Source organism: Echinicola sp. 20G (assembly GCF_015533855.1).
GTDB lineage: Bacteria > Bacteroidota > Bacteroidia > Cytophagales > Cyclobacteriaceae > Echinicola.
Genome location: NZ_AP024154.1, coordinates 215,944 through 238,768 on the forward strand (window position 1 = coordinate 215,944; position 22,825 = coordinate 238,768).

The following is a 22,825-nucleotide window of genomic DNA, read 5'->3' on the forward strand; positions in this document are numbered from 1 at the left end:
TACTTTTCTAAACTTACTTTCCAACGGTTTTGATCGAATATTCGTTCTATAATTATGATTTTATTGGAATAAAAAAGCCGAAATTTTACATGGTAAAATTTCGGCTTTTAGCTATTTGCTTAAAACAATTTATCCAAACAAATCTGAACTCAAATATCGATCTCCCCGATCACAAGTAATGCAAACAATGACACCAGAATCAAGCCTTTCAGCCAATTTCACCGCAGCATGTAAAGCTCCTCCACTACTCATTCCAGCCAGAATACCTTCTTCTTTGGCCATCCTTCTTGTCATCTGAGTTGCTTCCTCTTGACTTACATCAATGATCTGATCCACTCTTGAAGATTCATAAATCTTAGGTAAAAACTCTGGAGACCACCTTCTTATGCCCGGAATACTCGATCCATCTGTAGGTTGGGTTCCTACAATTTGAACTGAAGGCTTTTGCTCTTTCAAATACCTTGACACCCCCATAATGGTACCTGTAGTTCCCATTGCAGAAACAAAATGGGTAATTTCACCATTTGTATCTCTGAGAATTTCTGGACCTGTCCCTTCATAATGTGCTTTGTAATTATCTGGATTGGCAAATTGATTCAGGATATAGTAACCTTCATTTTCAGCCATTTCTTCAGCCAAAGTACGAGAATATTCAATGGTTTTAGCAGCAGGGGTTAGGATCACCTTTGCGCCGTAGGCCTCCATAGAAACCACTCTTTCTTTTGTGGAGTTATCAGGCATGATTAAAGTCATGTCCACTCCCAACACCTTGGCAATCATAGCCAGTGCAATCCCCGTATTCCCACTGGTAGCCTCTACCAACTTATCTCCAGGCTTAACATCACCTCGATCCAAGGCACTTTTTATCATACTAAATGCAGCCCGGTCTTTCACACTTCCCCCTGGATTTTGCCCCTCTAGTTTACAGAAAATCTTTACTTTAGGATTGGTGGGAATATGTTCTAACTCCACTAAAGGAGTATTTCCAATCAACTCAAACAATTTCATTTAAGCATCATTTTTAAAAATGTACATATCCGTGGTCTCTGCACTGGCATCATACATTTTGGTTTGGTAATATATCTTACTTTTTGCGGGAATGCTTTTGGTCAACCATACATTTCCTCCAATCACACTACCTGCTCCAATAACCGTTTTTCCTCCCAATATGGTTGCTCCAGCATAGATCACCACATTATCTTCAATAGTTGGGTGACGTTGAATATCAGCATCCTCTTTATTGACACTCAATGCACCTAAAGTAACACCCTGATAGATTTTGACATGATTTCCTATTATCGTAGTCTCCCCGATAACCACTCCAGTTCCATGATCTATGCAGAAATACTTACCAATCTTGGCTCCCGGGTGGATATCTATTCCTGTTTTGCTATGCGCAAACTCTGTAATCATCCTAGGAATTAACCTTACGCCTTGCTGATGCAAAAGATGCGCAATCCTGTAGGCCGCTATGGCATAAAAACCGGGATAACTTCTGATCACCTCCGTCTTTGACTTGGCAGCAGGATCCCCTTCATACATCGCCTCAATATCATCATGTACAGCATCATAAACAGCCTCTAGACCATCAAAAAAGTCAAATGCTGCCTGATCACTATCCTTGCCCACCAGCTTCTTATTTCTGCCCAAAATTCCTTGCAGTTGAATTTTGTAATAGTTCAACTTATCGTCCACTTCGTGTTCATCCTGAAGTACATTTATCGCGTATTCAGGGAACAATACTCCAAGTACTCCTTCAAAAAACTCATGGACAATTCTAGGAGAAGGACAGTCAGGGCACTGCTTGTGCGCTGCGTAGATTTTGTTGATAAAAGATTTATTGAAATCCATTGAAAAACTATTGCTGTTAAAGAACAAAACCAGCCCTGATCACATATGGTTCAGTATAGATCAAATTTTGATTGTCATAGAGGACATTATATAGTAAGGTAAAGTTCATACCTCCTCGTCTTCCAAAAGGAATGAAATATCCACCTCCTAAAAAAAGTCCTGGCACCCACTCTCGTTCAGAAAAGACATTATTGTTATTGTCATATCGGTATGCTTCTACATTTAAAGTTTCATATTCGGCATGAGCAAACAAATTAGGCAAGACATTATAACGGTTAAAAATTCTTCCGCCATAAACATTTGAAGAAGAACCAAAATCTTTGTATTTCAAATATTGGTATGTAAGTCCCAAACCAGCAGAATACTTATCTGTAATCATCACCCCTACAAGTGGGGAAACATCCACATAAGTAATATAGCCAAACTGTAATCCCAGGTTTCCTCCAAAATAAAGTCGCTCACTAAAAGGAATCTGATCATTCTCATCATAATAAATTTCTTTTTGGGCCAATGCCTTTTCTGAGAGTCCTAAAAGCATCCACAAAAAAATTGCAGAAAGCACAACTTGTTTACTCATCGATGATAACATATAAATCTTCAGTTTTTTTCTTCATTAAGTATCTTTCACGAGCAAACTTTTCCAAAAGTTCATAATTGCTGAGTAATTCTTCTCGCTCTTCCTTTATTTTCCTTTTGCGTTCCATATAAAAATCCCTCTGATCTTCAAGTTTGGATAATTTTGAACGCAAGGTAAACTGGCTGATGATATCATTTGTATCAATAAAAACCATCCATACGATGAAAAGGACAGTGAAAATAAAATAAAAATTCTTGGTGTATTTGAGGTACTTTCCCATGGCTTTGAAAGTTTAATTGGAACAAATATAGGGAATAGAAATGACTAACGATCCAGTAACTTTATACAAAATAGGCAAGGAATAGCACAAAACCATAAGTTTCAAAGGATATAAAACAAAAAAGCATCCGCCAAGGCGGATGCTTCTAAAACATAAAATGCTTTATATTATTTTCCTGGAAAATAGGCTGTTTCAGCCAATAACTCTTCAATTCTAAGCAATTGGTTGTACTTCGCCATTCTATCAGAACGAGAGGCTGAACCAGTTTTGATTTGACCTGTATTGCAAGCAACAGCCAAGTCAGCAATAGTAGAATCTTCAGTTTCTCCAGATCGGTGAGACATTACAGCTGTAAATCCAGCCTTGTGAGCCAAATCAATGGCATCCAAAGTCTCAGTCAAAGTACCGATTTGGTTTACTTTGATCAAGATAGAGTTAGCCGACTTTTCTTCGATACCTCTTTTCAAGAACTTCACATTGGTTACAAAAAGATCATCTCCTACCAATTGAACTTTATCTCCAATTTTGGCAGTCAGCATTGCCCAACCTTCCCAATCTTCTTCAGCACATCCATCTTCGATAGAATCTATTGGATATTTTTCAGTCAACTCAGCAAGGTATTCTACTTGACTGGCTCTATCTCTGGCTACGCCACCTTCTCCTTCAAACTTCTTGTAGTTATACGTGTCGTTTTCGAAGAACTCTGAAGACGCACAGTCTAGTGCAATAGTAATGTCAGATCCTGCTTTATACCCAGCCTTAGAGATCGCATCCAAGATACACTCCAATGCTTCCTCAGTACCTCCAGAGAAGTTTGGTGCAAATCCACCTTCATCTCCAACTGCTGTACTAAGTCCTTTATCATGAAGAATTTTCTTCAAATTATGAAATACCTCAGCACCCATTCTCATAGCTTCAGAGAAAGTAGGGGCACCAACAGGACGAATCATAAATTCTTGGAAAGCGATAGGTGCATCAGAGTGAGAACCACCGTTGATGATGTTCATCATTGGAACAGGTAAGGTCTTAGCATTCACTCCTCCCACATATCTGAACAATGGAAGTCCTAAATCATCAGCCGCAGCTTTTGCAACTGCTAGGGAAACTCCTAGAATGGCATTAGCTCCGAGCTTAGACTTGGTATCTGTTCCGTCCAAATTGATCATGATCTCGTCAATTCCTCGTTGATCAAAAACAGATTGACCTATCAATTCTGGTTGAATGATTTCATTAACATTCTCAACAGCTTTCAAAACTCCTTTCCCCAGGTACTTTCCTTTATCTCCATCACGAAGTTCTACGGCTTCATTAACACCTGTAGAAGCTCCACTAGGTACTGCTGCCCTTCCAAATGCTCCACTGTCAGTAAGTACATCTACTTCCACAGTAGGGTTACCCCTGGAATCTAAAATTTGTCTAGCATGAATTGCTTGTATCAATGTCATAATACTAAAAGGTTTATAGGTTGTTTCAATTATTGTTGATTAAAGAAATAAAGTCATCAAACAAGTACCTTGAGTCGTGTGGCCCTGGAGAAGACTCTGGGTGATATTGTACAGAAAAAGCTGGACGATCTTTTAATTTGATTCCTGCTACTGTATTGTCATTTAAGTGAACGTGAGTTATCTCCACCGATGGATTATTCTCTGTATCTTCTCTCACCACATTAAATCCATGGTTTTGGGAAGTAATCTCACTTTTTCCACTTAGTATATTTTTGATCGGATGGTTTAACCCTCGATGACCATGGTGCATTTTGTAAGTCTTGATACCCACTGCTTCAGCCAATAACTGGTGTCCCAAACAAATACCAAATACTGGCTTGTTTAATGCTAGGATTTCCTTGATAGTATCTACAGCGTAATCCATTACTGCTGGATCACCTGGTCCATTCGATAGGAAATATGCATTTGGGGCCCATGCTTCCATTTCCTGTAAGGAAGTCTTAGAAGGAAAAACCTTGCAATAAACACCTCTATCTACAAGGTTTCTAAGGATATTCTTTTTGATACCAAAATCCAAACATGCTACCTTGATAGATGCATTCTCATTACCTACAAAGTAAGGCTCTTTCGTACATACTTTGGAAGACAATTCCAAACCAGCCATATCAGGAACTTTGTCCAGTTCTTTCTGCAAGTCTTCTAAATTGTCAAACTCAGAACTGATAATGGCGTTCATCGCTCCTTTTGAACGGATATGTTTAACGATCTTACGAGTATCCACATCTGCAATGCCAGTAATACCATTGCTTATGAGATAATCGTTCAATGACTGAGAGGCATCTAACCTACTATAAACTTCCGAAAAACTATTTACTACGATTCCGGCAATAGTAGCTGAATCAGATTCTACTTCAGTATCGATCACCCCATAGTTACCAATATGAGGTGTAGTATTGACGATGATTTGGCCAGTATAAGAAGGGTCAGTATAAATTTCCTGATACCCAGTCATACCTGTATTAAAGCAGATTTCACCGCCATTAGTACCATGTTTACCAATTAGGGTCCCGTGAAATACGGTACCATCTTGAAGAAGGAGGGTTGCTTTTTGTTTGTCCATTTATTGAAATTGAATGCCCAAATTTAAGGATTTTATCACTAAGAGACAGGATAATTTTCAAAAGGATAATAAAAAAGGGATTGAACCAAAGCCCAACCCCTCTTTATATTTAATATAATGAATGCATTTATTATTCAGACTTTTCAGTTTCTGAACCTGCATCGCTATCTGCTGCTTTATCTTCAGAAGCACCAGCATCTTCTGCTTTAGCTTCTGTAGCACCGGTTGCCTCAGCCGATTTACCAGTACCTCTACGGCTTCTTCTGGTTTTCTTAACTTCTGGCTTAGCTTCTTTCAACATCAATTCGTTGAAATCAACCAATTCGATGATACACATTTCAGCATTATCACCAAGACGGAATCCAGTTTTAATGATTCTGGTATATCCACCTGGTCTATTAGCTACTTTCTCAATTACTTCACCAAACAAAGCTTTGATAGCTTCTTTGCTTTGCAAATAAGAAAATGCAATACGTCTGTTATGCGTAGTATCTTCTTTGGCTCTAGTCACTAGAGGCTCTACATATTTTCTCAACTCCTTGGCCTTGGCAAGCGTAGTAGAAATACGCTTGTGAAGAATCAGAGAGGCAGCCATGTTAGAAAGCATAGCTTTCCTATGAGAAGCCTTCCTGCCAAGGTGATTAAATTTCTTACCGTGTCTCATCTTTTATTATTCTTCGTCAAGTTTATACTTAGATATGTCCATGCCGAACTGTAGTCCTTTTTCTTGGATCAATTGTTCCAATTCAGCAAGGGATTTTTTACCGAAGTTTCTGAATTTCATCATATCAGAAATCTCCAATCTTGCTAAGTCTCCCAATGTTTTCACATCAGCAGCTTTCAAGCAGTTAAACGCCCTAACAGAAAGATCAAGATCGCTAAGCGGAGTCTTTAACAACTTACGCATATGCAAGAATTCTTCATCAATCGGCTCAGGTGAATCTCCACCTGGAGTATCAATAACCATTGTTTGGTCAGAGAACAACATGAAATGTTGGATAAGGATCTTTGCAGATTCCTGCAACGCTTTCTCTGGGTGAATAGAACCGTCTGTAGTTACTTCAAGAATCAACTTCTCAAAGTCAGTCTTTTGCTCTACCCTTGTGTTCTCCACGCTGTACTTTACATTCTTGATAGGAGTAAAGATCGCGTCAATCGGAATAACTCCGAACACCTGCTCCTTAGGCTTAGACTCTTCTGCAGGAAGGTATCCTCTACCTTTTTCTACAGTAAGCTCGATTTCAAAGCTCTTAGAGTCGTCCAAGTGGCAGATAACCAAATCTGGGTTCAAAACCTCAAATGAAGAGGTGAACTTAGCGATATCTCCAGCTGTAAACACATCTTGATTCTTGACTTCCACAGTAATCTTACCATCTATAGAGTCGTGGATTTTCTTAAACCTAACCTGCTTAAGGTTAAGAATAATATCAGTAACGTCTTCCACAACGCCTTCAATAGTAGAGAATTCATGAACTACACCAGGTAATTTCACCGAGGTGATGGCGTAGCCCTCTAGGGAAGAGAGCAAGATTCTTCTCAGCGCATTACCAATTGTAACCCCGTAACCTTTTTCGAGTGGTTTAAAGGTGAATAAGCCGTGGAAGTCATCAGCTTTTTCCATCACCACTTTTTCGGGCATTTGAAATGCAAGTATGGACATATCAATAGTTCTTTTAAGTCAGAAAGTTTAGTTATTACTTAGAGTATAGTTCGACGATAAGTTGTTCCTTGATATTCTCAGGGATATCCTCTCTTACAGGGATACTTACAAACTTACCAGCTAACGAATTATTATCCCACTCTAACCATGAGTAGCGATTTGCTCTACCCGCAAGACTAGCAGTAATTGCTTCAAGAGACTTAGATCTCTCTCTAACAGATACAATGTCACCAGGCTTCAAAGTATATGATGGAATGTTAACCAATTCACCATTTACCAAGATATGCTTGTGAGAAACTAATTGTCTTGCTCCTCTACGAGTTGGAGCGATACCCAATCTGAAAACAGTGTTATCCAGACGAGCTTCCAACAATTGTAGAAGGTTCTCACCTGTAATACCTTGCTTTCTGGAAGCGATATCAAACATTTTTGAGAATTGTCTCTCCAAAACGCCGTAGATGTATTTTGCTTTTTGCTTTTCAGCAAGCTGAATAGCATATTCTGATTGCTTCTTTCTTCTACCTCTTCCGTGTTGACCAGGAGGATAGTTTTTCTTCTGAAGTGCCTTGCTTTGTCCTTCTATAGGCTCTCCGAATTTTCTAGAAATTTTCGCTTTTGGACCTCTATATCTAGCCATTCTTATTTCTTAGTTAAATTAAACTCTTCTACGTTTAGGAGGACGACAACCATTGTGAGGAAGCGGAGTCACATCTATAATCGTAGTTACATCAAGACCTACATTTTGCAATGTTCTGATAGCAGATTCTCTACCAGCACCAGGACCTTTTACAAACACTTCAATTTTTCTCAAGCCAAGGTCATATGCTACTTGTCCACAGTTCTGTGCTGCCATTTGAGCTGCATAAGGAGTGTTCTTTTTAGAACCTCTGAAGCCCATTTTACCGGCAGACGCCCATGAAATCACCTGACCTGCATTGTTGGTAATGGAAATGATGATGTTGTTAAAAGAAGCTTTGATGTGGGCTTGGCCTACAGCTTCAACCTTAACAACTCTCTTTTTTCCTTTAGCTTTATCGTTTCTTCTCTGAGCCATAATCTATATCAAGATTTATTTAGTTGCTTTCTTCTTGTTAGCAACAGTCTTTCTCTTACCTTTTCTAGTTCTAGCGTTGTTCTTAGTCTTCTGACCTCTTACAGGAAGTCCTTTTCTGTGACGAAGACCTCTGTAACAACCAATATCCATCAATCTTTTGATGCTCAACTGTATCTCAGATTTCAAAACACCTTCAGTCTTGAATTCTTCTGCGATAATATTTCTAATAGCGGTAGATTCATCATCTGTCCACTCACCGGCTTTTTTATCAAACGATATTCCTGCTTTTGTAAGGATCGCTCTAGCAGAGCTTCTACCTATACCAAAAATATAGGTCAAGCCAATCTCACCGCGCTTATTGTCGGGAATGTCAACACCTGCAATTCTTGCCATAATTTTTAACCTTGTCTTTGTTTAAACTTAGGATTCTTCTTGTTGATGACGTAAAGCTTTCCTTTTCTTCTGATCACTTTACAGTCTACACTTCTCTTCTTAATAGATGCCTTAACTTTCATGACATTTTATTTATATCGATATACAATTCTGCCTTTTGAAAGATCGTATGGAGACATTTCTAACTTAACTCTATCTCCAGGGAGGATCTTAATGTAATTCATTCTCATTTTACCGGAAATATGAGCAATCAATTGATGTCCATTCTCCAGTTCCACTTTAAACATAGCGTTAGATAACGCTTCTATTATAGTACCATCTTGCTCGATAGATGCTTGTTTAGCCATATTTAGAATTTAAAATTTTCTTCTATGTATTGATGCGTAGTTAGTATTTCTGTCCTATCTTCAAATATCGCTACGGTATGCTCATAATGCGCCGAAGGCTTTCTGTCAGCAGTTCGGATAGTCCATCCATCTCTTTCTTGGACGACATTCCTTGTGCCTAAGTTGACCATTGGCTCAATGGCTATTACCATCCCGTCTTTCAATAAAGGACCACTTCCTTTTTTCCCATAATTAGGAACCTCTGGGGATTCGTGAAGACTCTTGCCAACTCCATGTCCTACAAGCTCCCGAACTACCGTGTAGCCCTTGGCTTCTACAAACTTTTGTATGGCATTGCCTACATCACCGATCCTGTTCCCAAAAACAGCCTTTTCAATACCGAGATACAATGACTCTTTTGTTGCTTTGAGCAACGACAATACTTTTGTGGAAACTTCACCGACAGGGTAAGTATAAGCGGAATCGCTATGAAAACCTTGGTGAAAGACTCCACAATCTATTGAGATTATATCGCCATCTTTCAAAACATAATCACTTGGAAAACCGTGAACGACTACTTCATTCACGGAAATACAAAGTGAGGCGGGAAAACCATTGTATCCTTTAAAAGAAGGTACACCTCCGTGATCCCGTATAAATTCTTCAGCTATTTTATCTAAGTAAGAGGTCTTTACCCCTTCCTTTACAAGTTTGGCTACTTCACCGTGAGCCTTACCTAATATTTGAGCACTCTCCTTTATTAACTGGACTTCCTCAGAAGTCTTGTAATGTATCATATTATGCTACTGCGTAATTAGAAGGATTGTTCTTCATGTTGCCACTTTTCATCATTCCTTCATAGTGTCTCATCAATAGATAACTTTCGATTTGTCTTAAAGTATCCATGATTACACCCACCATAATCAAAAGAGAAGTACCTCCATAGAATTGGGCAAATTGGTTACCCACTCCAGCGATCATTGCAAAAGCAGGCATAATTGCAACCAGTGCCAATAATACTGCTCCTGGCAAGGTAATTCTAGAAATGATGTTATCTATAAAGTCAGCGGTTGGAGCACCCGGTTTCACACCAGGAACAAAACCACCATTTCTTTTCATATCTTCAGCAATCTGTTCAGGGTTAACCGTAATTGCCGTGTAGAAGAATGTGAAAAGGATAATCATAATGGCAAACACCAAGTTATACTGCCAAGAAGTCGGATTACTAAAAGTACTTCCAATATAATTGGCAATATCACTTTCTGATGACCAGACTTGAGCAATCAAAGCAGGTACAAACATCAAGGATTGCGCAAAGATAATTGGCATAACTCCTGAAGCATTCACTTTGATAGGGATATACTGACGCTGACCACCATAAACCTTACCTCCTACTACTTGTTTAGCATATTGAACTGGAATTCTCCTAGTAGCTTCTGTTAAGGCAACTACCCCAACCACCACAAAGAAAAGAACCGCAGCTTCGATCAATAACAACAGCATGCCTGATGTACCTTTAGATACTGTTTCAGCGATAATCGCCCCAGGTAAGCTTGATATGATACCGATCATGATCAGCATTGAAATCCCGTTTCCAATTCCTTTTTCGGTAATTTTTTCTCCTAGCCACATGCAGAACATGGTTCCAGAAACCAATAATACCAAAGAACTGAATACGAACAATACATTGCTCACCATAATCGCTTCAGCAGGAATTGTAGCCTTGATATAACCTATGCCTTGAGCCAAAGTGATCAGAATCGTTAATACCCTTGTAATTTGATTGATTCTTTTCCTTCCTGACTCACCTTCCTTTTGAAGTTTTTGGAAATAAGGAACTCCAACAGTTAATAATTGCAACACAATGGAAGCAGAAATATAAGGCATAATACCTAATCCAAAGATAGAAGCATTACTAAATGCTCCTCCCAAGAACGTATCGATCAAACCAAATATCCCCTCTGAAGAGGCTCTAAGTTGGCTCGGATCTACTCCTGGTAATACGATGTAAGAACCCAATCTGAATACAATCAGAAAACCGATTGTATTCAGGATACGGATCCTTAAATCTTCAATAGAAAAGATATTCTTAACTGTTGAGATAAATTTTTTCATTTGTTAAATCTTGTTAACAGTTCCGCCCAGTTTTTCGATGGTTTCTGTAGCAGAAGCTGAGAAATAATGTGCACTTACGTTTAATTTCGCCGTAAGTTCGCCTCTTCCTAGGACTTTTACAACATCTTTTTTAGAAACCAATCCATTTTCTACCAAAGTATCAAATGTAACAGTATCAGTATTAAGCTTTTCAGCTACTGATTGTAATACATCTAAATTAATTGGTTTGCATTCGATTCTATTAAGACTCTTGAAGCCAAACTTAGGAACTCTTCTTTGAAGTGGCATCTGACCACCTTCAAAACCCAATTTCCGGCTATAACCAGATCTTGATTGAGCACCTTTGTGACCTCTTGTAGAAGTTCCTCCTCTACCAGACCCTGTACCTCTACCGATTCTTTTTCGGCTTTTTACAGAACCTTTAGCGGGTTGTAATGTATGTAGTTTCATAATTAGGCTTCCTCCACTTTTACAAGGTGACTAACTTTTCTTATCATTCCAGAAATCTGAGGAGTATTTTCTACTTCTACAGATTTGTTGATTTTACCAAGTCCCAAAGCAACGATAGTTGCTTTTTGGTTCTTTGGTCTATTGATCGTGCTTTTGATTTGCGTTACTTTTACCTTCGCCATGATCTTACCCGTTAAATACTTTTGATAATTTAACACCACGTTGTTGTGAAACCGCGATAGCATCTCTCACTTGAGACAAAGCATCAATGGTAGCTTTAACCACGTTGTGAGGGTTTGAAGATCCTTTGGACTTAGCCAATACATCTGTAACACCAGCACTTTCCAATACAGCACGCATCGCACCACCAGCTATAACTCCAGTACCTGGTGCAGCTGGCTTAATCAATACCAAACCACCACCGAATTTACCGATAGCTTCATGAGGAATAGTTCCTTTCAAGATCGGCACTTGTACCAAACTCTTCTTAGCGTCCTCTATACCTTTGGTAATAGCATCGGTAACCTCATTAGCTTTTCCTAAGCCGAATCCCACGATACCGTTACCATCTCCTACAACTACTATAGCAGAAAAAGAGAATCTTCTACCACCTTTCACTACTTTTGCTACTCGGTTGATAGCTACTACTTTTTCTTTAAGCTCTGTATCTGTTGCCCTAATGGGTTTTTTTCTTAACTGGGACATAATTAATTAAAATTTAAGGCCACCTTCTCTTGCACCTTCGGCAAGAGCTTTTACATTACCATGATATAAGTAGCCACTTCTATCAAAAACTACTTCTGTGAATCCGCCTGCTACTGCACGCTCTGCCAACTTTTTACCTACTTCTTTAGAAACAGAAACATTAGCATTTTCCTTAGCACCAAGCTCCTTAGAAGAAGCTTGTGCTAGCGTGTGACCTTTAAGGTCGTCAATTAGTTGAGCGTATATTCCCGTATTACTTTTAAATACGGACAAACGAGGTCTTTTATCAGTACCAGAAATTTTCTTTCTGATGCTTCTCTTGATCCTAAGTCTTCTTGAATTCTTATTAAAAGCCATCTCTCAATTATTTTTTAGCGGCAGTTTTACCAGCCTTACGTCTAATTTGCTCTCCTACAAAGCGGATACCTTTACCTTTGTATGGCTCTACTTTACGTAGGGACTTGATTTTAGCGGCTACTTGCCCGATCAATTCCTTATCAATACCCTCTAGGGTTACCAATGGGTTTTTACCCTTTGGTGTCTCAGCGTTCACTTTAATATCTTCAGGAAGAGCAAAAAAGATACTGTGAGAGTAACCAAGAGAAAGCTCTAACACTTGTCCTTGATTAGCGGCTTTGTAACCTACACCCACTAGTTCTAATTCTTTTTTGTAACCTTCACTTACACCAACAACCATGTTGTTGATCAAAGAACGATACAGGCCATGAAGTGACTTATGTCTCTTCGATTCTGTTGGTCGGGTCAACACTACTTGATTGTCTTCCACCGCAACGGCAATGTCGGGATTCACATCCTGAGATAGTGTACCTTTGGGACCTTTAACAGTAACAACATTTCCTGTTGCCACGTCTACAGTAACACCCGCTGGTAGATTTATTGGTTTTTTACCTATTCTTGACATAACGGTATTATTAATATACGTAACAAAGCACTTCCCCGCCGATACCTTCGGTACGGGCTTCTTTATCAGTCATCACACCTTTAGAGGTGGAGATAATCGCAATTCCTAGGCCGTTGATTACTCTAGGAAGTTCATTTTTAGGTGCGTATTTTCTTAGACCTGGCTTACTTACTCTAGAAAGACTAACGATGGCATTTTGCTTAGTAGCAGGGTTGTACTTCAAGGCAATTTTAATTGTTCCTTGAGGTCCATTGTCCTCGAACTTATAGTTCTGGATATAACCCTTATCATGAAGCACCTTCGTAATCTCCTTCTTGATATTAGAAGCAGGTATCTCAACGATACGGTGAGAAGCCTTTATGGCATTTCTCAACCTGGTCAAATAATCAGCTATTGGATCAGTCATATTAATATAAGTCTAACTGCACGCTCTTTCGGGCGTGCAAAGTTACACATTGATTCTTAGAATAAAAACTTTAATCTGATTTTTACCAGCTCGCCTTAGTTATACCAGGAATTTTCCCTGCAGAAGCCATTTCTCTAAAGGTAACCCTATTGATACCAAACTTCCTCATATAACCTTTAGGACGGCCAGTCAATTTACATCTGTTGTGTAGTCTTACCGGAGATGCATTTTTAGGCAGTTTATCCAGTGCTTCATAGTCACCAGCTGCTTTCAATTCAGCTCTCTTCTTGGCATATTTTGCTACAAGACGTTCTCTTTTTCTTTCACGAGCTTTGATCGACTCTCTTGCCATAATTATTCTTCTTTATTATTATTTACAAAAGGCATCCCGAAAGCTTTCAACAAAGCATAACTCTCTTCATCTGTATCGGCAGTAGTCACGAACGTGATGTCCATACCAGAGATTCTGTTCACTTTCTCAATGCTGATTTCTGGGAAAATAATCTGCTCAGTGACACCTAGGGTATAATTACCTCTACCATCGAATCCTTTGTCGCTGATACCTTTAAAGTCCCTTACACGTGGAAGTGCCACAGTAGTCAACCTATCAAGGAATTCATACATCTTGTCTCCTCTAAGGGTTACTTTAGCACCAATTGGCATTCCATCTCTCAACTTAAAGTTGGAGATAGAGTTCTTGGCTTTAGTAGCGACCGCTTTCTGACCAGTGATCAATGAAAGTTCTTCTACACCTTGGTCTACCAATTTCTTATCTGCAACAGCCGCACCGATACCTTTGTTAAGGACAATTTTTGTCAACTTAGGTACCTGCATTACTGTTTTATATTGGAACTTCTCCTTTAGGGCAGGAGCAATTTCCTTTAAATATTTATCTTTTACTCTAGGATTAGCCATTGATCACCTCCCCGGTTTTCTTAGAATATCTAACTAATTTTCCATTTTCACCTGGCTTCTTACCTGTTCTGGTAGCTTCACCAGTTTTAGGATCTACAAGCATAAGGTTACTTGCGTGAATGGCAGCTTCTTTCTTTTCGATACCTCCTTGAGGGTTGTTTGCTGTAGGTTTCACATGCTTAGTTACCATGTTAAGTCCTTCAACAATCGCTCTGCCCTTCTCCAAGTTTACCGAAAGTACTTTACCAGTCTTACCTTTATCATCACCTGATAATACTTTTACAGTATCACCAGTTTTGATGTGCAATTTTGGTTGCATATTCTTTTTTCTTTCCATGATTACAATACTTCAGGGGCCAAAGATACGATCTTCATAAATTGCTTCTCTCTCAGCTCTCTTGCTACAGGACCAAAGATACGAGTACCTCTTGGCTCATCGTTATTGTTCAAAAGAACAGCTGCGTTATCTTCAAAGCGGATATAAGATCCATCTTTTCTTCTAACTTCTTTTCGAGTTCTTACGATCACCGCTTTAGAAACGGTACCTTTTTTCATATTGCTGGAAGAAAGAGCAGACTTTACCGTCACGACAACTTTATCTCCGATAGAGGCATATCGCTTACCGGTTCCTCCCAGTACTCGGATAACAAGCACTTCCTTGGCACCTGAATTATCCGCTACACTTAATCTGGATTCTGACTGTATCATGATTATTTAGCTCTTTCTAATATTTCTACTAATCTCCAACGCTTGTTTTTACTCAGCGGACGAGTCTCACTTATCTTAACGAGGTCTCCTTTTCCACACTCGTTATTCTCGTCATGAACCATAAATTTGGTAGTCTTAGCAACAAACTTACCGTAAATTGGGTGCTTAACCCTTCTTTCTACGGCTACAGTAATGGACTTGTCCATTTTGCTGCTGACTACTTTTCCTATTCTTTCTTTACGTAGATTTCTCTCAGTAGCCATTTTCTTATTATTTAGCTAGTTGTTTTGCAGTCAAGAAAGTCTTCAATCTTGCGATAAGCTTTCTTGTCTCACTTATTCTATTGGGATTCTCTATTGGAGAAATTGCATGTGCAAAACGTAACTTAGTTAGTTTCTCTTGCTCAGAGGCAATACGCTCAACGATTTCACTCTCGGAGAGTGCTTTGATTTCAGAGTTTTTCATAGTTCCTATTATCCTACGTAATCTCTACGCACTACAAATTTTGTACTCACTGGAAGCTTCTGCTGCGCTAGACGAAGTGCCTCTTGGGCCAACTCTTTGCTTACACCTGTAGCTTCAAAAAGGATAGTTCCCGGCTTGATTACTGCTACCCAGTATTCTGGAGCACCTTTACCTTTACCCATACGAACCTCAGCTGGTTTCTTGGTGATAGGCTTGTCAGGGAATATTCTGATCCATACCTGTCCCTCTCTCTTCATTGCTCTTGTCATGGCAATACGAGCGGCTTCAATTTGACGGGAGGTAATCCATCCTGCTTCTAAAGACTTGATGCCAAAGTTTCCGAAAGCGAGCGTATGCCCTCTTTGCGCGATGCCTTTGACACGGCCTTTTTGCATTTTTCTATATTTAGTTCTTCTTGGCTGTAACATGATTTCTCACTTATAGGGTGAAAATTAGTTATTTCTCTTTCTTCTCTTTGGTCCGCCTTCTCTTCTTCTTCTGCCTCCGGCTCCACCTGATTTTTCGTTGGCAATTCCAGCATTTGGAGAAAGATCTCTCTTACCGTAAACTTCACCTTTGAAAATCCATACTTTGATACCAATGATACCATAGATGGTGTTTGCTTCAGAAATAGCATAGTCGATGTCAGCTCTCAATGTATGCAAAGGAATTCTTCCTTCTTTGTACATTTCTGATCTTGCCATCTCAGCGCCACCAAGACGTCCTGAAAGTTTGATTTTGATTCCTTCAGCTCCTACTCTCATTGTAGCGGCAATAGATTGCTTCATTGCTCTTCTAAATGAAATCCTAGCTTGAAGTTGTTGAGCTATAGATTCTCCTACCAACTTGGCATCCAATTCAGGACGCTTGATCTCAAAAATGTTGATTTGAACATCCTTGCTGGTAAGCTTTTTCAGCTCTTCTTTAAGTTTATCGACTTCAGCTCCGCCTTTACCAATAACTACTCCTGGACGGGCAGTATGAATAGTAAGGGTGATTCTCTTAAGCGTTCTTTCGATGATAACTTTTGCAATGCCTCCTTTAGGGATTCTGGCATATACATATTTTCTGATCTTCTGATCCTCATATAGTTTGTCGGCAAAATCTCTGCCGCCGTACCAGTTAGAATCCCAGCCCTTAACGATACCTAGTCTAAGACCAATAGGGTTAACTTTTTGTCCCATATTCTAATCTTAATTAGCGTTTTCTTTTGTTTCTACTTCATCAGCGGTAACCTCAGCGTTGAAAGCATCAACTACTAGAGTCACATGATTTGATCTTTTACGAATTCTGTGGGCCCTACCTTGAGGAGCAGGTCTTAGTCTTTTCAACATACGACCACCGTCTACTTGAATTGTCTTAACGTACAAGTCAGCTTCTTCAAGTTTCGCATCTGGATTTTTTGCCTGCCAGTTTGCAATGGCAGAAAGCAAAAGTTTTTCCAACTTAATCGCACCATGGTTAGGTGTGAATTTCAATATACTCAAGGCGTTACCTACTCTCTGTCCTCTTACCAGGTCAGCTACAAGACGCATCTTACGAGGCGATGTAGGAACATTATTTAGTCTTGCTATTGCTTCCATGATTATCTCTTTCCTTTATCTTTTTTGGCAATGTGACCTCTAAAGTTTCTTGTAGGAGCAAATTCACCAAGCTTGTGACCTACCATGTTGTCTGTTACAAATACCGGAATGAACTTGTTTCCGTTATGCACAGCAAAGGTATGGCCTACAAAATCCGGAGAGATCATAGATCTTCTTGACCAAGTCTTGATTACAGACTTTTTGCCGGATTCGTTCATTGCATCTACTTTTTTGGCCAAGTGATGGGCTATATAAGGACCTTTCTTTAATGAACGTGCCATAATTATTTAGATCTTTTACTAACGATAAACTTATTTGAATACTTTTTAGGAGATCTGGTCTTCTTACCCTTGGATAGCAAACCAGTCCTAGATCTTGGGTGTCCTCCAGAGGAACGACCTTCACCACCACCCATTGGGTGATCGACAGGGTTCATAGCTACACCTCTTACTCTAGGTCTCTTTCCTAACCAACGGTTTCTACCAGCTTTTCCAAGCACCACGTTCATGTGATCCGCATTAGACACAGTTCCTATAGTAGCTGTACAAACACCTAGTACCAATCTCATTTCACCTGAAGGAAGTTTGATAGTAACATACTTACCTTCTTTGGCTACTAACTGAGCATAGCTACCAGCACTTCTTGCCAAAGCACCACCTTTGCCAGGCTTCAATTCCACATTGTGGATAATGGTACCCAAAGGAATGTTTTTCATCTGTAGGTTATTTCCTACTTCAGGAGCTACTGCTTCACCAGAAACTACTGTTTGACCTACTTCCAAACCTTCCGGTGCGATGATGTATGCCTTGGCACCATCAACGTAGTATAGCAATGCCAAACGTGCTGTTCTGTTAGGATCATACTCGATCGCTTTAACAGTAGCAGGAACATCATATTTATTACGCTTAAAGTCTACTACTCTAAGTCTTCTCTTATGACCACCGCCCAAATAGCGTGCAGTCATTTTTCCAGAGTTATTTCTACCACCTGATTTCTTCAACGGAGCCAACAATGACTTTTCTGGCTTTGATTTGGTGATCTCATCAAAAGCCGGAGCCATTCTAAATCTGGTACCGGGAGTTACAGGCTTTAATTTTTTAACTGCCATGATTCTGATTCAATTAAATTTCTCCGTAAAAGTCAATTACTTCTCCATCGGCTACTTGTACAATAGCTTTTTTGAAAGCATTGGTATAACCGGATACTACTTTACTTTTTGTGTATCTGGTCTTCTGCTTAGCTGCATAACGCATAGTCCTTACAGATACCACTTTTACACCAAACATTTTTTCAACGGCTGCTTTGATTTCTGGCTTCTTTGCAGTTTTCTCAACTACAAATCCGTAAACGCCACTTTCGTTCATCGCAGAAATCTTTTCCGTAATCAAAGGCTTTTTTAGTATATCCATTGTATTACTTCGTTAAAAGGGTTTCTAACTTACTTACTGAACCTTCACAAAGCACCAATGTATCAGCATGAAGCAAATCATAAGTATTCACGTCATTTACTGTTTTTACTTGTGCCTTTGGTAAGTTTCTACTTGACAAATAAACATTCTTGTTAGCTTCTGGAAGCACGAACAATGTCTTTTTATCCGCCAATGAAAGACCTGACAACAACGATACAAAGTTCTTGGTTTTGATAGAATCAAAGTTCACATCTTCCAATACTGTAAGACTGTTGTCCTGTACTTTGTAAGTAAGGGCAGACTTTCTTGCCAATTGTTTTACTTTCTTGTTCAACTTGAAAGAATAGTTTCTTGGTCTAGGACCGAATACTCTTCCTCCCCCTCTGAACAATGGAGATTTTATAGAACCAGCTCTGGCACCACCTGTACCTTTTTGTTTCTTGATTTTCTTAGTTGAGCCGGCTATCTCAGCCCTCTCTTTGCTCTTGTGCGTACCCTGTCTTTGGTTGGCCAAAAACTGCTTCACATCCAGGTAGATCGCATGATCATTAGGCTCGATCGCGAAAATGTCGTCAGAAAGACTCACCTTTCTACCTGTCTCTTCACCGTTATGTTTTAATACTGCTAATTCCATTTGATTACTTCTCTAAAATAACGAAAGAATTTTTTGGACCAGGGACAGAGCCACTTACCAAGATCAAGTTCTTTTCAGGATAGACTTTCAACACTTTAAGGTTCAAAACCTTCACGCGGCTACCGCCCATTCTACCTGCCATTCTCAAGCCTTTAAATACTCTTGAAGGCCAAGAACATGCACCGATAGAACCTGGGTGTCTTTGACGGTTGTGCTGACCGTGAGTCGCACCACCTACACCACCAAATCCGTGACGTTTTACTACACCTTGGAAACCTTTACCTTTAGAGGTACCGATAGCATCCACGAAGTCACCTTCACCAAATACCTCACCGGCTTTTACAGTTTTCCCTAAATCCACCTGACCTTCAAATTCAACTCTGAAGTCTCTGAATTCTACAACTTTCTGCTTAGGAGTGGTACCGGCCTTTTTAAAGTGACCTAGAAGTGGCTTAGGAGTGTTTTTCTCCTTACGCTCACCGTACCCCAACTGAACAGCGCTGTACCCGTCTGTTTCAACATTTTTTACTTGCGTCACTACGCAAGGACCAGCTTCTATTAACGTGCATGCAACATTACGTCCATCGGCACTGAAAATGCTAGTCATTCCTACTTTTTTACCTATTATTCCAGACATCTTCTGTTATATAATATAATTATGCTCAAGTATTTACACACTTGTGCCTTTTTAAGGACTGCAAAGTTAGTAATTTATAAACACCTAACAAATTACAACTTATATATTTTCAAACATTTACGAAAATATTCTTCTCTGCCTCACCTATTTAGCCCACTTTAGACCAAATATTATAGGTGAAATCCTTAACAAAAGAAAGACCTGTACTCTTAATGAGCACAGGTCTTTTAAACTTTCTAGGATATCAAGATCAAACTTTGATCTCTACATCAACACCACTTGGAAGTTCGATTTTCATCAAAGCATCCACAGTTTTGGAGCTATTAGAATAGATATCTACCAATCTTTTGTAAGTACACAATTGGTATTGGTCTCTTGCCTTCTTGTTTACGTGAGGTGATTTCAACACCGTAAACTTTTCTTTCTTAGTAGGCAATGGAATTGGACCAACCACAACCGCACCTGTAGTTTTCACAGCTTTCACGATCTTTTCTGATGACTTGTCCACCAAAGTGTGATCGTAAGACTTAAGTTTTATTCTTATTTTCTGATTCATTTCTTTTAAGTTTAGGCTTTAGCTCCTTTCACTTCGGCGATAACACCTTCAGCGATATTGTTTGGAACAGGCTCATAATGAGAGAATGTCAATGAGGCAGTTGCTCTACCTGATGAAATTGTTCTAAGGTCAGTGATATAACCAAACAACTCTGACAATGGTACAGCAGCTTTGATTACTGAAGAAGTACCTTTTGTATCCATACCTTTCATCAAACCTCTTCTTCTGTTCAAGTCACCAGTGATAGGACCTGTGTACTCATCTGGAGTAACCACATCTACTGACATTACTGGTTCAAGTAACTGAGGCTTGGCTTTCTTAGCAGCTTCCTTAAATCCAAGTCTTGCTGCCAATTCAAATGAAAGGGCATCAGAATCGACATCGTGGAAGGAACCGTGGAAAAGTCTAACTCTCATAGCCTCAACAGGGTATCCTGCCAATGGACCATTCTTCATAGCCTCTTGGAAACCTTTCTGCACAGCAGGGATAAATTCCTTAGGAATAACACCACCCACAATACCATTAACGAATTCCAAACCTGGCTTGATTTCTCCTGTCTCAGGATCAGCTTCTTTTGGTCCCAATTCGAATACGATATCGGCAAACTTACCTTTACCACCAGACTGCTTCTTATAAACTTCCTTATGCTCTACATTTCCGAACAAAGCTTCTTTATAAGCAACCTGAGGAGCACCTTGGTTTACCTCTACTTTAAATTCTCTCTTCAGACGATCCATAATGATATCAAGGTGAAGTTCACCCATACCTCTTAGGATAGTCTGACCGGTTTCATGATCTGTATTTACCTGCAAGGTAGGATCTTCTTCTACCAATTTGGCTACAGCCATACCCAACTTGTCAACGTCAGCTTGAGTCTTAGGCTCAATAGCATAACCGATAACAGGCTCAGGGAAAATCATGGATTCCAATACAACTTTGCGGTTTTCAGCACAAAGTGTATCACCAGTCTTAATATCTTTAAATCCAACTACCGCACCGATATCACCAGCTTCTAGTCGTTCGATTTGATTTTGTTTGTTAGCGTGCATCTGGAACACACGAGAAATACGCTCTTTGTTTCCAGAACGGCTATTGAATACATAAGAACCAGACTCTAATACACCAGAGTAAGCTCTTACAAAACAAAGACGACCTACGAATGGGTCAGTAGCAATTTTAAAAGCTAGACCAGCAAAAGGTTCGTTTCTATCTGGAGCGATAGAAATTTCTTTATCTTCATCTTCAAGATCGTGAGCGATGACGTTATCCTTATCCAAAGGAGAAGGAAGCAACTCCATCACCAAGTCAAGCATGGTCTGCACACCTTTGTTTTTGAAAGAAGATCCACAAACCATAGGAACGATCTTCATATCGATTACAGCCTTTCTTAGGGCAGTAAGAATTTCTTCCTCTGTAATAGAGTTTGAATCCTCAAAGAATTTCTCCATCAAAGACTCATCATACTCTGCTACAGCCTCCAATAAATGCTCTCTCCACTCAGCTGTCTCTTCCAAAAGATCTTCTGGAATCGGCACCTCTTCGAAAGTCATTCCAAAATCATCTTCATTCCAAACGATTGCCCGGTTGTTGATCAAATCAACTACACCTTTGAACTTGTCTTCTGAACCGATTGGGATTTGCAAAGGAACTGCATAGCTACCTAGCATTTCCTTTACTTGTTTACATACGTCAAGGAAGTTAGCACCAGCACGGTCCATTTTATTAACGAAACCGATACGGGCTACTTTATAATTATCAGCTAGTCTCCAGTTAGTTTCTGATTGAGGCTCAACACCATCAACCGCACTAAATAAAAACACAAGACCATCCAATACCCTTAGTGAACGGTTAACTTCTACTGTAAAGTCAACGTGACCTGGGGTATCAATGATGTTGATTTGATATTTTTTATCTCTGTATGGCCAGAAAACAGTAGTCGCAGCAGAAGTAATGGTAATACCTCTTTCTTGCTCCTGAGCCATCCAGTCCATTGTAGCTGCACCATCATGCACCTCACCAATTTTGTGGGATACACCAGAGTAAAAAAGAATACGCTCTGTGGTGGTGGTTTTTCCGGCATCGATGTGGGCAGCGATACCAATGTTTCTTGTTAATTTTAAATCTCTTGCCATCTTGTATTAAAATCTAAAATGTGAGAATGCTTTGTTGGCTTCTGCCATTCTGTGGGTATCGTCCTTCTTCTTAACAGCGGCACCTTCACCTTTAGAAGCAGCTATGATTTCACCAGCAAGTCTGTCCATCATAGTTTTTTCACCTCTTTTTCTGGCAAAAGTTATCATCCACTTGATACCTAGTGATGTTTTTCTTTCAGGTCTTACCTCCATCGGTACCTGGAAAGTAGCTCCCCCAACTCTACGACTCTTCACCTCTACAGATGGAGTAATATTGTTAAGCGCTTTCTTCCAAACCTCAAGACCATTCTCACCCAACTTCTCTTCTACTTTCTCAACAGCATCGTAGAAAATTCTGTAAGCAATACTCTTCTTCCCATCTACCATAAGACAGTTAACGAACTTGGTCACCAAAGTATCATTGAACTTCGGATCAGGAAGAATATATCTCTTTTTTGGTTTCGCTTTTCTCATTGTTCTGT

At 39.6% G+C, this 22,825-nt stretch carries 38 protein-coding genes; all 38 read right to left on the minus strand.

Translation table 11 applies throughout. The features are described 5' to 3' along the window. Nucleotides 1–129 precede the first annotated feature (129 nt). The 38 genes from cysM to rpsG all read right to left on the minus strand — a co-directional run bounded on the left by cysM (nt 130) and on the right by rpsG (nt 22,817). Nucleotides 130–1,008, minus strand: coding sequence for a cysteine synthase CysM (cysM, locus tag JL001_RS01045; RefSeq protein WP_200974310.1), 879 nt, complete (start codon nt 1,006–1,008; stop codon nt 130–132). Continuing rightward, nucleotides 1,009–1,851: a serine O-acetyltransferase EpsC gene (epsC, locus tag JL001_RS01050; RefSeq protein WP_200974311.1), complete on the minus strand. Its 843-nt coding sequence runs from the start codon at nt 1,849–1,851 to the stop codon at nt 1,009–1,011. A 16-nt stretch (nt 1,852–1,867) separates the two neighbouring features. Next, on the minus strand, nt 1,868–2,428 hold the full coding sequence (locus JL001_RS01055) for a hypothetical protein (RefSeq protein WP_370567343.1): 561 nt from the start codon (nt 2,426–2,428) through the stop codon (nt 1,868–1,870). After that, the gene (locus tag JL001_RS01060) at nt 2,421–2,708 is read right to left on the minus strand and encodes a septum formation initiator family protein (protein WP_200974313.1); all 288 of its coding nucleotides are present in this window, start codon (nt 2,706–2,708) and stop codon (nt 2,421–2,423) included. The genes JL001_RS01055 and JL001_RS01060 overlap by 8 nt, the downstream gene beginning before the upstream one ends. A gap of 167 nt (nt 2,709–2,875) precedes the next feature. Beyond that, nucleotides 2,876–4,153, minus strand: coding sequence for a phosphopyruvate hydratase (eno, locus tag JL001_RS01065; protein WP_192011161.1), 1,278 nt, complete (start codon nt 4,151–4,153; stop codon nt 2,876–2,878). A gap of 25 nt (nt 4,154–4,178) precedes the next feature. Next, nucleotides 4,179–5,273, minus strand: coding sequence for a glutamine-hydrolyzing carbamoyl-phosphate synthase small subunit (gene carA, locus JL001_RS01070; RefSeq protein WP_200974314.1), 1,095 nt, complete (start codon nt 5,271–5,273; stop codon nt 4,179–4,181). Nucleotides 5,274–5,403: 130 nt separating this feature from the next. Continuing rightward, nucleotides 5,404–5,937: a 50S ribosomal protein L17 gene (rplQ, locus tag JL001_RS01075; protein WP_200974315.1), complete on the minus strand. Its 534-nt coding sequence runs from the start codon at nt 5,935–5,937 to the stop codon at nt 5,404–5,406. Nucleotides 5,938–5,943: 6 nt separating this feature from the next. Further along, nucleotides 5,944–6,933 (minus strand): DNA-directed RNA polymerase subunit alpha, encoded by a 990-nt coding sequence (locus tag JL001_RS01080; RefSeq protein ID WP_192011158.1) that lies wholly within the window; start codon nt 6,931–6,933, stop codon nt 5,944–5,946. A 34-nt stretch (nt 6,934–6,967) separates the two neighbouring features. Then, nucleotides 6,968–7,570 carry a 30S ribosomal protein S4 gene (gene rpsD, locus JL001_RS01085; RefSeq protein WP_200974316.1) on the minus strand — a complete coding sequence of 201 codons (603 nt, stop codon included), beginning with the start codon at nt 7,568–7,570 and terminating at the stop codon, nt 6,968–6,970. Between the two features lie 18 nt (nt 7,571–7,588). After that, complete coding sequence (gene rpsK, locus JL001_RS01090; RefSeq protein ID WP_192011156.1) at nt 7,589–7,987, minus strand: 30S ribosomal protein S11; 399 nt, start codon at nt 7,985–7,987, stop codon at nt 7,589–7,591. 15 nt (nt 7,988–8,002) lie between these two features. After that, nucleotides 8,003–8,380: a 30S ribosomal protein S13 gene (gene rpsM, locus JL001_RS01095; RefSeq protein ID WP_192011155.1), complete on the minus strand. Its 378-nt coding sequence runs from the start codon at nt 8,378–8,380 to the stop codon at nt 8,003–8,005. 5 nt (nt 8,381–8,385) lie between these two features. Beyond that, nucleotides 8,386–8,502: a 50S ribosomal protein L36 gene (gene rpmJ / locus JL001_RS01100; protein WP_009034194.1), complete on the minus strand. Its 117-nt coding sequence runs from the start codon at nt 8,500–8,502 to the stop codon at nt 8,386–8,388. A gap of 6 nt (nt 8,503–8,508) precedes the next feature. Further along, a complete protein-coding gene (infA, locus tag JL001_RS01105) occupies nt 8,509–8,727 on the minus strand; it encodes a translation initiation factor IF-1 (protein ID WP_186754549.1) in 219 nt (72 codons plus the stop codon). A gap of 2 nt (nt 8,728–8,729) precedes the next feature. Further along, nucleotides 8,730–9,503 carry a type I methionyl aminopeptidase gene (map, locus tag JL001_RS01110; protein WP_200974317.1) on the minus strand — a complete coding sequence of 258 codons (774 nt, stop codon included), beginning with the start codon at nt 9,501–9,503 and terminating at the stop codon, nt 8,730–8,732. Between the two features lies 1 nt (nt 9,504). Continuing rightward, nucleotides 9,505–10,821, minus strand: a complete 1,317-nt coding sequence (gene secY, locus JL001_RS01115; RefSeq protein ID WP_192011153.1) for a preprotein translocase subunit SecY — start codon at nt 10,819–10,821, stop codon at nt 9,505–9,507. A 3-nt stretch (nt 10,822–10,824) separates the two neighbouring features. Beyond that, nucleotides 10,825–11,271: a 50S ribosomal protein L15 gene (gene rplO / locus JL001_RS01120; RefSeq protein WP_200974318.1), complete on the minus strand. Its 447-nt coding sequence runs from the start codon at nt 11,269–11,271 to the stop codon at nt 10,825–10,827. A gap of 2 nt (nt 11,272–11,273) precedes the next feature. Further along, a complete protein-coding gene (gene rpmD / locus JL001_RS01125) occupies nt 11,274–11,453 on the minus strand; it encodes a 50S ribosomal protein L30 (protein ID WP_236252663.1) in 180 nt (59 codons plus the stop codon). Nucleotides 11,454–11,457: 4 nt separating this feature from the next. Then, the gene (gene rpsE / locus JL001_RS01130) at nt 11,458–11,976 is read right to left on the minus strand and encodes a 30S ribosomal protein S5 (protein ID WP_200974320.1); all 519 of its coding nucleotides are present in this window, start codon (nt 11,974–11,976) and stop codon (nt 11,458–11,460) included. A 6-nt stretch (nt 11,977–11,982) separates the two neighbouring features. After that, nucleotides 11,983–12,333, minus strand: a complete 351-nt coding sequence (gene rplR, locus JL001_RS01135; protein ID WP_192011149.1) for a 50S ribosomal protein L18 — start codon at nt 12,331–12,333, stop codon at nt 11,983–11,985. Nucleotides 12,334–12,340: 7 nt separating this feature from the next. Then, nucleotides 12,341–12,898 carry a 50S ribosomal protein L6 gene (gene rplF / locus JL001_RS01140; protein WP_192011148.1) on the minus strand — a complete coding sequence of 186 codons (558 nt, stop codon included), beginning with the start codon at nt 12,896–12,898 and terminating at the stop codon, nt 12,341–12,343. A gap of 10 nt (nt 12,899–12,908) precedes the next feature. Continuing rightward, complete coding sequence (rpsH, locus tag JL001_RS01145) at nt 12,909–13,304, minus strand: 30S ribosomal protein S8 (RefSeq protein ID WP_192011147.1); 396 nt, start codon at nt 13,302–13,304, stop codon at nt 12,909–12,911. 82 nt (nt 13,305–13,386) lie between these two features. Continuing rightward, nucleotides 13,387–13,656, minus strand: coding sequence for a 30S ribosomal protein S14 (gene rpsN, locus JL001_RS01150; RefSeq protein WP_015264104.1), 270 nt, complete (start codon nt 13,654–13,656; stop codon nt 13,387–13,389). Nucleotides 13,657–13,658: 2 nt separating this feature from the next. Next, complete coding sequence (rplE, locus tag JL001_RS01155) at nt 13,659–14,219, minus strand: 50S ribosomal protein L5 (RefSeq protein ID WP_192011146.1); 561 nt, start codon at nt 14,217–14,219, stop codon at nt 13,659–13,661. Further along, nucleotides 14,212–14,556 (minus strand): 50S ribosomal protein L24, encoded by a 345-nt coding sequence (gene rplX / locus JL001_RS01160; RefSeq protein WP_236252665.1) that lies wholly within the window; start codon nt 14,554–14,556, stop codon nt 14,212–14,214. Before rplX ends, rplE begins: the two co-directional genes overlap by 8 nt. Nucleotides 14,557–14,558: 2 nt before the next feature. After that, the gene (gene rplN / locus JL001_RS01165; RefSeq protein WP_015264107.1) at nt 14,559–14,927 is read right to left on the minus strand and encodes a 50S ribosomal protein L14; all 369 of its coding nucleotides are present in this window, start codon (nt 14,925–14,927) and stop codon (nt 14,559–14,561) included. 2 nt (nt 14,928–14,929) lie between these two features. Further along, nucleotides 14,930–15,190 (minus strand): 30S ribosomal protein S17, encoded by a 261-nt coding sequence (rpsQ, locus tag JL001_RS01170; RefSeq protein ID WP_192011145.1) that lies wholly within the window; start codon nt 15,188–15,190, stop codon nt 14,930–14,932. A 7-nt stretch (nt 15,191–15,197) separates the two neighbouring features. Then, a complete protein-coding gene (gene rpmC, locus JL001_RS01175; protein ID WP_200974321.1) occupies nt 15,198–15,392 on the minus strand; it encodes a 50S ribosomal protein L29 in 195 nt (64 codons plus the stop codon). An 8-nt stretch (nt 15,393–15,400) separates the two neighbouring features. Continuing rightward, nucleotides 15,401–15,820, minus strand: coding sequence for a 50S ribosomal protein L16 (gene rplP / locus JL001_RS01180; RefSeq protein WP_192011143.1), 420 nt, complete (start codon nt 15,818–15,820; stop codon nt 15,401–15,403). Between the two features lie 24 nt (nt 15,821–15,844). After that, nucleotides 15,845–16,576, minus strand: a complete 732-nt coding sequence (gene rpsC, locus JL001_RS01185; RefSeq protein WP_192011142.1) for a 30S ribosomal protein S3 — start codon at nt 16,574–16,576, stop codon at nt 15,845–15,847. Between the two features lie 9 nt (nt 16,577–16,585). Continuing rightward, entirely contained in the window at nt 16,586–16,975 is a 390-nt protein-coding gene (gene rplV, locus JL001_RS01190) for a 50S ribosomal protein L22 (protein WP_200974322.1), read from the minus strand. Nucleotides 16,976–16,977: 2 nt separating this feature from the next. Continuing rightward, complete coding sequence (rpsS, locus tag JL001_RS01195) at nt 16,978–17,256, minus strand: 30S ribosomal protein S19 (protein ID WP_018475621.1); 279 nt, start codon at nt 17,254–17,256, stop codon at nt 16,978–16,980. A gap of 2 nt (nt 17,257–17,258) precedes the next feature. Next, nucleotides 17,259–18,083 carry a 50S ribosomal protein L2 gene (gene rplB, locus JL001_RS01200; protein ID WP_192011140.1) on the minus strand — a complete coding sequence of 275 codons (825 nt, stop codon included), beginning with the start codon at nt 18,081–18,083 and terminating at the stop codon, nt 17,259–17,261. Nucleotides 18,084–18,096: 13 nt separating this feature from the next. Continuing rightward, a complete protein-coding gene (gene rplW / locus JL001_RS01205) occupies nt 18,097–18,384 on the minus strand; it encodes a 50S ribosomal protein L23 (protein WP_192011139.1) in 288 nt (95 codons plus the stop codon). 4 nt (nt 18,385–18,388) lie between these two features. After that, nucleotides 18,389–19,018: a 50S ribosomal protein L4 gene (gene rplD / locus JL001_RS01210; RefSeq protein ID WP_192011138.1), complete on the minus strand. Its 630-nt coding sequence runs from the start codon at nt 19,016–19,018 to the stop codon at nt 18,389–18,391. 4 nt (nt 19,019–19,022) lie between these two features. After that, a complete protein-coding gene (gene rplC, locus JL001_RS01215) occupies nt 19,023–19,655 on the minus strand; it encodes a 50S ribosomal protein L3 (protein WP_186754497.1) in 633 nt (210 codons plus the stop codon). A 250-nt stretch (nt 19,656–19,905) separates the two neighbouring features. Beyond that, nucleotides 19,906–20,211: a 30S ribosomal protein S10 gene (gene rpsJ, locus JL001_RS01220; RefSeq protein WP_015264118.1), complete on the minus strand. Its 306-nt coding sequence runs from the start codon at nt 20,209–20,211 to the stop codon at nt 19,906–19,908. Between the two features lie 11 nt (nt 20,212–20,222). Further along, complete coding sequence (gene fusA, locus JL001_RS01225; protein ID WP_200974323.1) at nt 20,223–22,343, minus strand: elongation factor G; 2,121 nt, start codon at nt 22,341–22,343, stop codon at nt 20,223–20,225. A gap of 6 nt (nt 22,344–22,349) precedes the next feature. After that, entirely contained in the window at nt 22,350–22,817 is a 468-nt protein-coding gene (gene rpsG, locus JL001_RS01230; RefSeq protein WP_192011135.1) for a 30S ribosomal protein S7, read from the minus strand. Between the last annotated feature and the right edge of the window lie 8 nt (nt 22,818–22,825).

Bases quoted from the DNA above. Each gene is read 5' to 3' on its own strand.
- rpsK (WP_192011156.1), bottom strand. From the start codon at position 7,987: ATGGCTCAGAGAAGAAACGATAAAGCTAAAGGAAAAAAGAGAGTTGTT.
- rpsJ (WP_015264118.1), bottom strand. From the start codon at position 20,211: ATGAATCAGAAAATAAGAATAAAACTTAAGTCTTACGATCACACTTTG.
- epsC (WP_200974311.1), bottom strand. From the start codon at position 1,851: ATGGATTTCAATAAATCTTTTATCAACAAAATCTACGCAGCGCACAAG.
- secY (WP_192011153.1), bottom strand. From the start codon at position 10,821: ATGAAAAAATTTATCTCAACAGTTAAGAATATCTTTTCTATTGAAGAT.
- rplO (WP_200974318.1), bottom strand. From the start codon at position 11,271: ATGAAACTACATACATTACAACCCGCTAAAGGTTCTGTAAAAAGCCGA.
- JL001_RS01055 (WP_370567343.1), bottom strand. From the start codon at position 2,428: ATGAGTAAACAAGTTGTGCTTTCTGCAATTTTTTTGTGGATGCTTTTA.
- eno (WP_192011161.1), bottom strand. From the start codon at position 4,153: ATGACATTGATACAAGCAATTCATGCTAGACAAATTTTAGATTCCAGG.
- rpsM (WP_192011155.1), bottom strand. From the start codon at position 8,380: ATGGCAAGAATTGCAGGTGTTGACATTCCCGACAATAAGCGCGGTGAG.
- rpmJ (WP_009034194.1), bottom strand. From the start codon at position 8,502: ATGAAAGTTAAGGCATCTATTAAGAAGAGAAGTGTAGACTGTAAAGTG.
- rplF (WP_192011148.1), bottom strand. From the start codon at position 12,898: ATGTCAAGAATAGGTAAAAAACCAATAAATCTACCAGCGGGTGTTACT.
- rplN (WP_015264107.1), bottom strand. From the start codon at position 14,927: ATGATACAGTCAGAATCCAGATTAAGTGTAGCGGATAATTCAGGTGCC.
- rplD (WP_192011138.1), bottom strand. From the start codon at position 19,018: ATGGAATTAGCAGTATTAAAACATAACGGTGAAGAGACAGGTAGAAAG.
- fusA (WP_200974323.1), bottom strand. From the start codon at position 22,343: ATGGCAAGAGATTTAAAATTAACAAGAAACATTGGTATCGCTGCCCAC.
- rpsS (WP_018475621.1), bottom strand. From the start codon at position 17,256: ATGGCACGTTCATTAAAGAAAGGTCCTTATATAGCCCATCACTTGGCC.
- rplX (WP_236252665.1), bottom strand. From the start codon at position 14,556: ATGGAAAGAAAAAAGAATATGCAACCAAAATTGCACATCAAAACTGGT.
- rplE (WP_192011146.1), bottom strand. From the start codon at position 14,219: ATGGCTAATCCTAGAGTAAAAGATAAATATTTAAAGGAAATTGCTCCT.
- rpmD (WP_236252663.1), bottom strand. From the start codon at position 11,453: ATGGCGAAGGTAAAAGTAACGCAAATCAAAAGCACGATCAATAGACCA.
- rplR (WP_192011149.1), bottom strand. From the start codon at position 12,333: ATGGCTTTTAATAAGAATTCAAGAAGACTTAGGATCAAGAGAAGCATC.
- rplB (WP_192011140.1), bottom strand. From the start codon at position 18,083: ATGGCAGTTAAAAAATTAAAGCCTGTAACTCCCGGTACCAGATTTAGA.
- rpsE (WP_200974320.1), bottom strand. From the start codon at position 11,976: ATGTCCCAGTTAAGAAAAAAACCCATTAGGGCAACAGATACAGAGCTT.
- rplQ (WP_200974315.1), bottom strand. From the start codon at position 5,937: ATGAGACACGGTAAGAAATTTAATCACCTTGGCAGGAAGGCTTCTCAT.
- rpsD (WP_200974316.1), bottom strand. From the start codon at position 7,570: ATGGCTAGATATAGAGGTCCAAAAGCGAAAATTTCTAGAAAATTCGGA.
- rpsH (WP_192011147.1), bottom strand. From the start codon at position 13,304: ATGACTGATCCAATAGCTGATTATTTGACCAGGTTGAGAAATGCCATA.
- rpsN (WP_015264104.1), bottom strand. From the start codon at position 13,656: ATGGCAAGAGAGTCGATCAAAGCTCGTGAAAGAAAAAGAGAACGTCTT.
- rplC (WP_186754497.1), bottom strand. From the start codon at position 19,655: ATGTCTGGAATAATAGGTAAAAAAGTAGGAATGACTAGCATTTTCAGT.
- rplP (WP_192011143.1), bottom strand. From the start codon at position 15,820: ATGTTACAGCCAAGAAGAACTAAATATAGAAAAATGCAAAAAGGCCGT.
- carA (WP_200974314.1), bottom strand. From the start codon at position 5,273: ATGGACAAACAAAAAGCAACCCTCCTTCTTCAAGATGGTACCGTATTT.
- map (WP_200974317.1), bottom strand. From the start codon at position 9,503: ATGATACATTACAAGACTTCTGAGGAAGTCCAGTTAATAAAGGAGAGT.
- rpmC (WP_200974321.1), bottom strand. From the start codon at position 15,392: ATGAAAAACTCTGAAATCAAAGCACTCTCCGAGAGTGAAATCGTTGAG.
- rpsG (WP_192011135.1), bottom strand. From the start codon at position 22,817: ATGAGAAAAGCGAAACCAAAAAAGAGATATATTCTTCCTGATCCGAAG.
- rpsC (WP_192011142.1), bottom strand. From the start codon at position 16,576: ATGGGACAAAAAGTTAACCCTATTGGTCTTAGACTAGGTATCGTTAAG.
- rplW (WP_192011139.1), bottom strand. From the start codon at position 18,384: ATGGATATACTAAAAAAGCCTTTGATTACGGAAAAGATTTCTGCGATG.
- JL001_RS01080 (WP_192011158.1), bottom strand. From the start codon at position 6,933: ATGTCCATACTTGCATTTCAAATGCCCGAAAAAGTGGTGATGGAAAAA.
- cysM (WP_200974310.1), bottom strand. From the start codon at position 1,008: ATGAAATTGTTTGAGTTGATTGGAAATACTCCTTTAGTGGAGTTAGAA.
- JL001_RS01060 (WP_200974313.1), bottom strand. From the start codon at position 2,708: ATGGGAAAGTACCTCAAATACACCAAGAATTTTTATTTTATTTTCACT.
- rpsQ (WP_192011145.1), bottom strand. From the start codon at position 15,190: ATGGCTACTGAGAGAAATCTACGTAAAGAAAGAATAGGAAAAGTAGTC.
- rplV (WP_200974322.1), bottom strand. From the start codon at position 16,975: ATGGAAGCAATAGCAAGACTAAATAATGTTCCTACATCGCCTCGTAAG.
- infA (WP_186754549.1), bottom strand. From the start codon at position 8,727: ATGGCTAAACAAGCATCTATCGAGCAAGATGGTACTATAATAGAAGCG.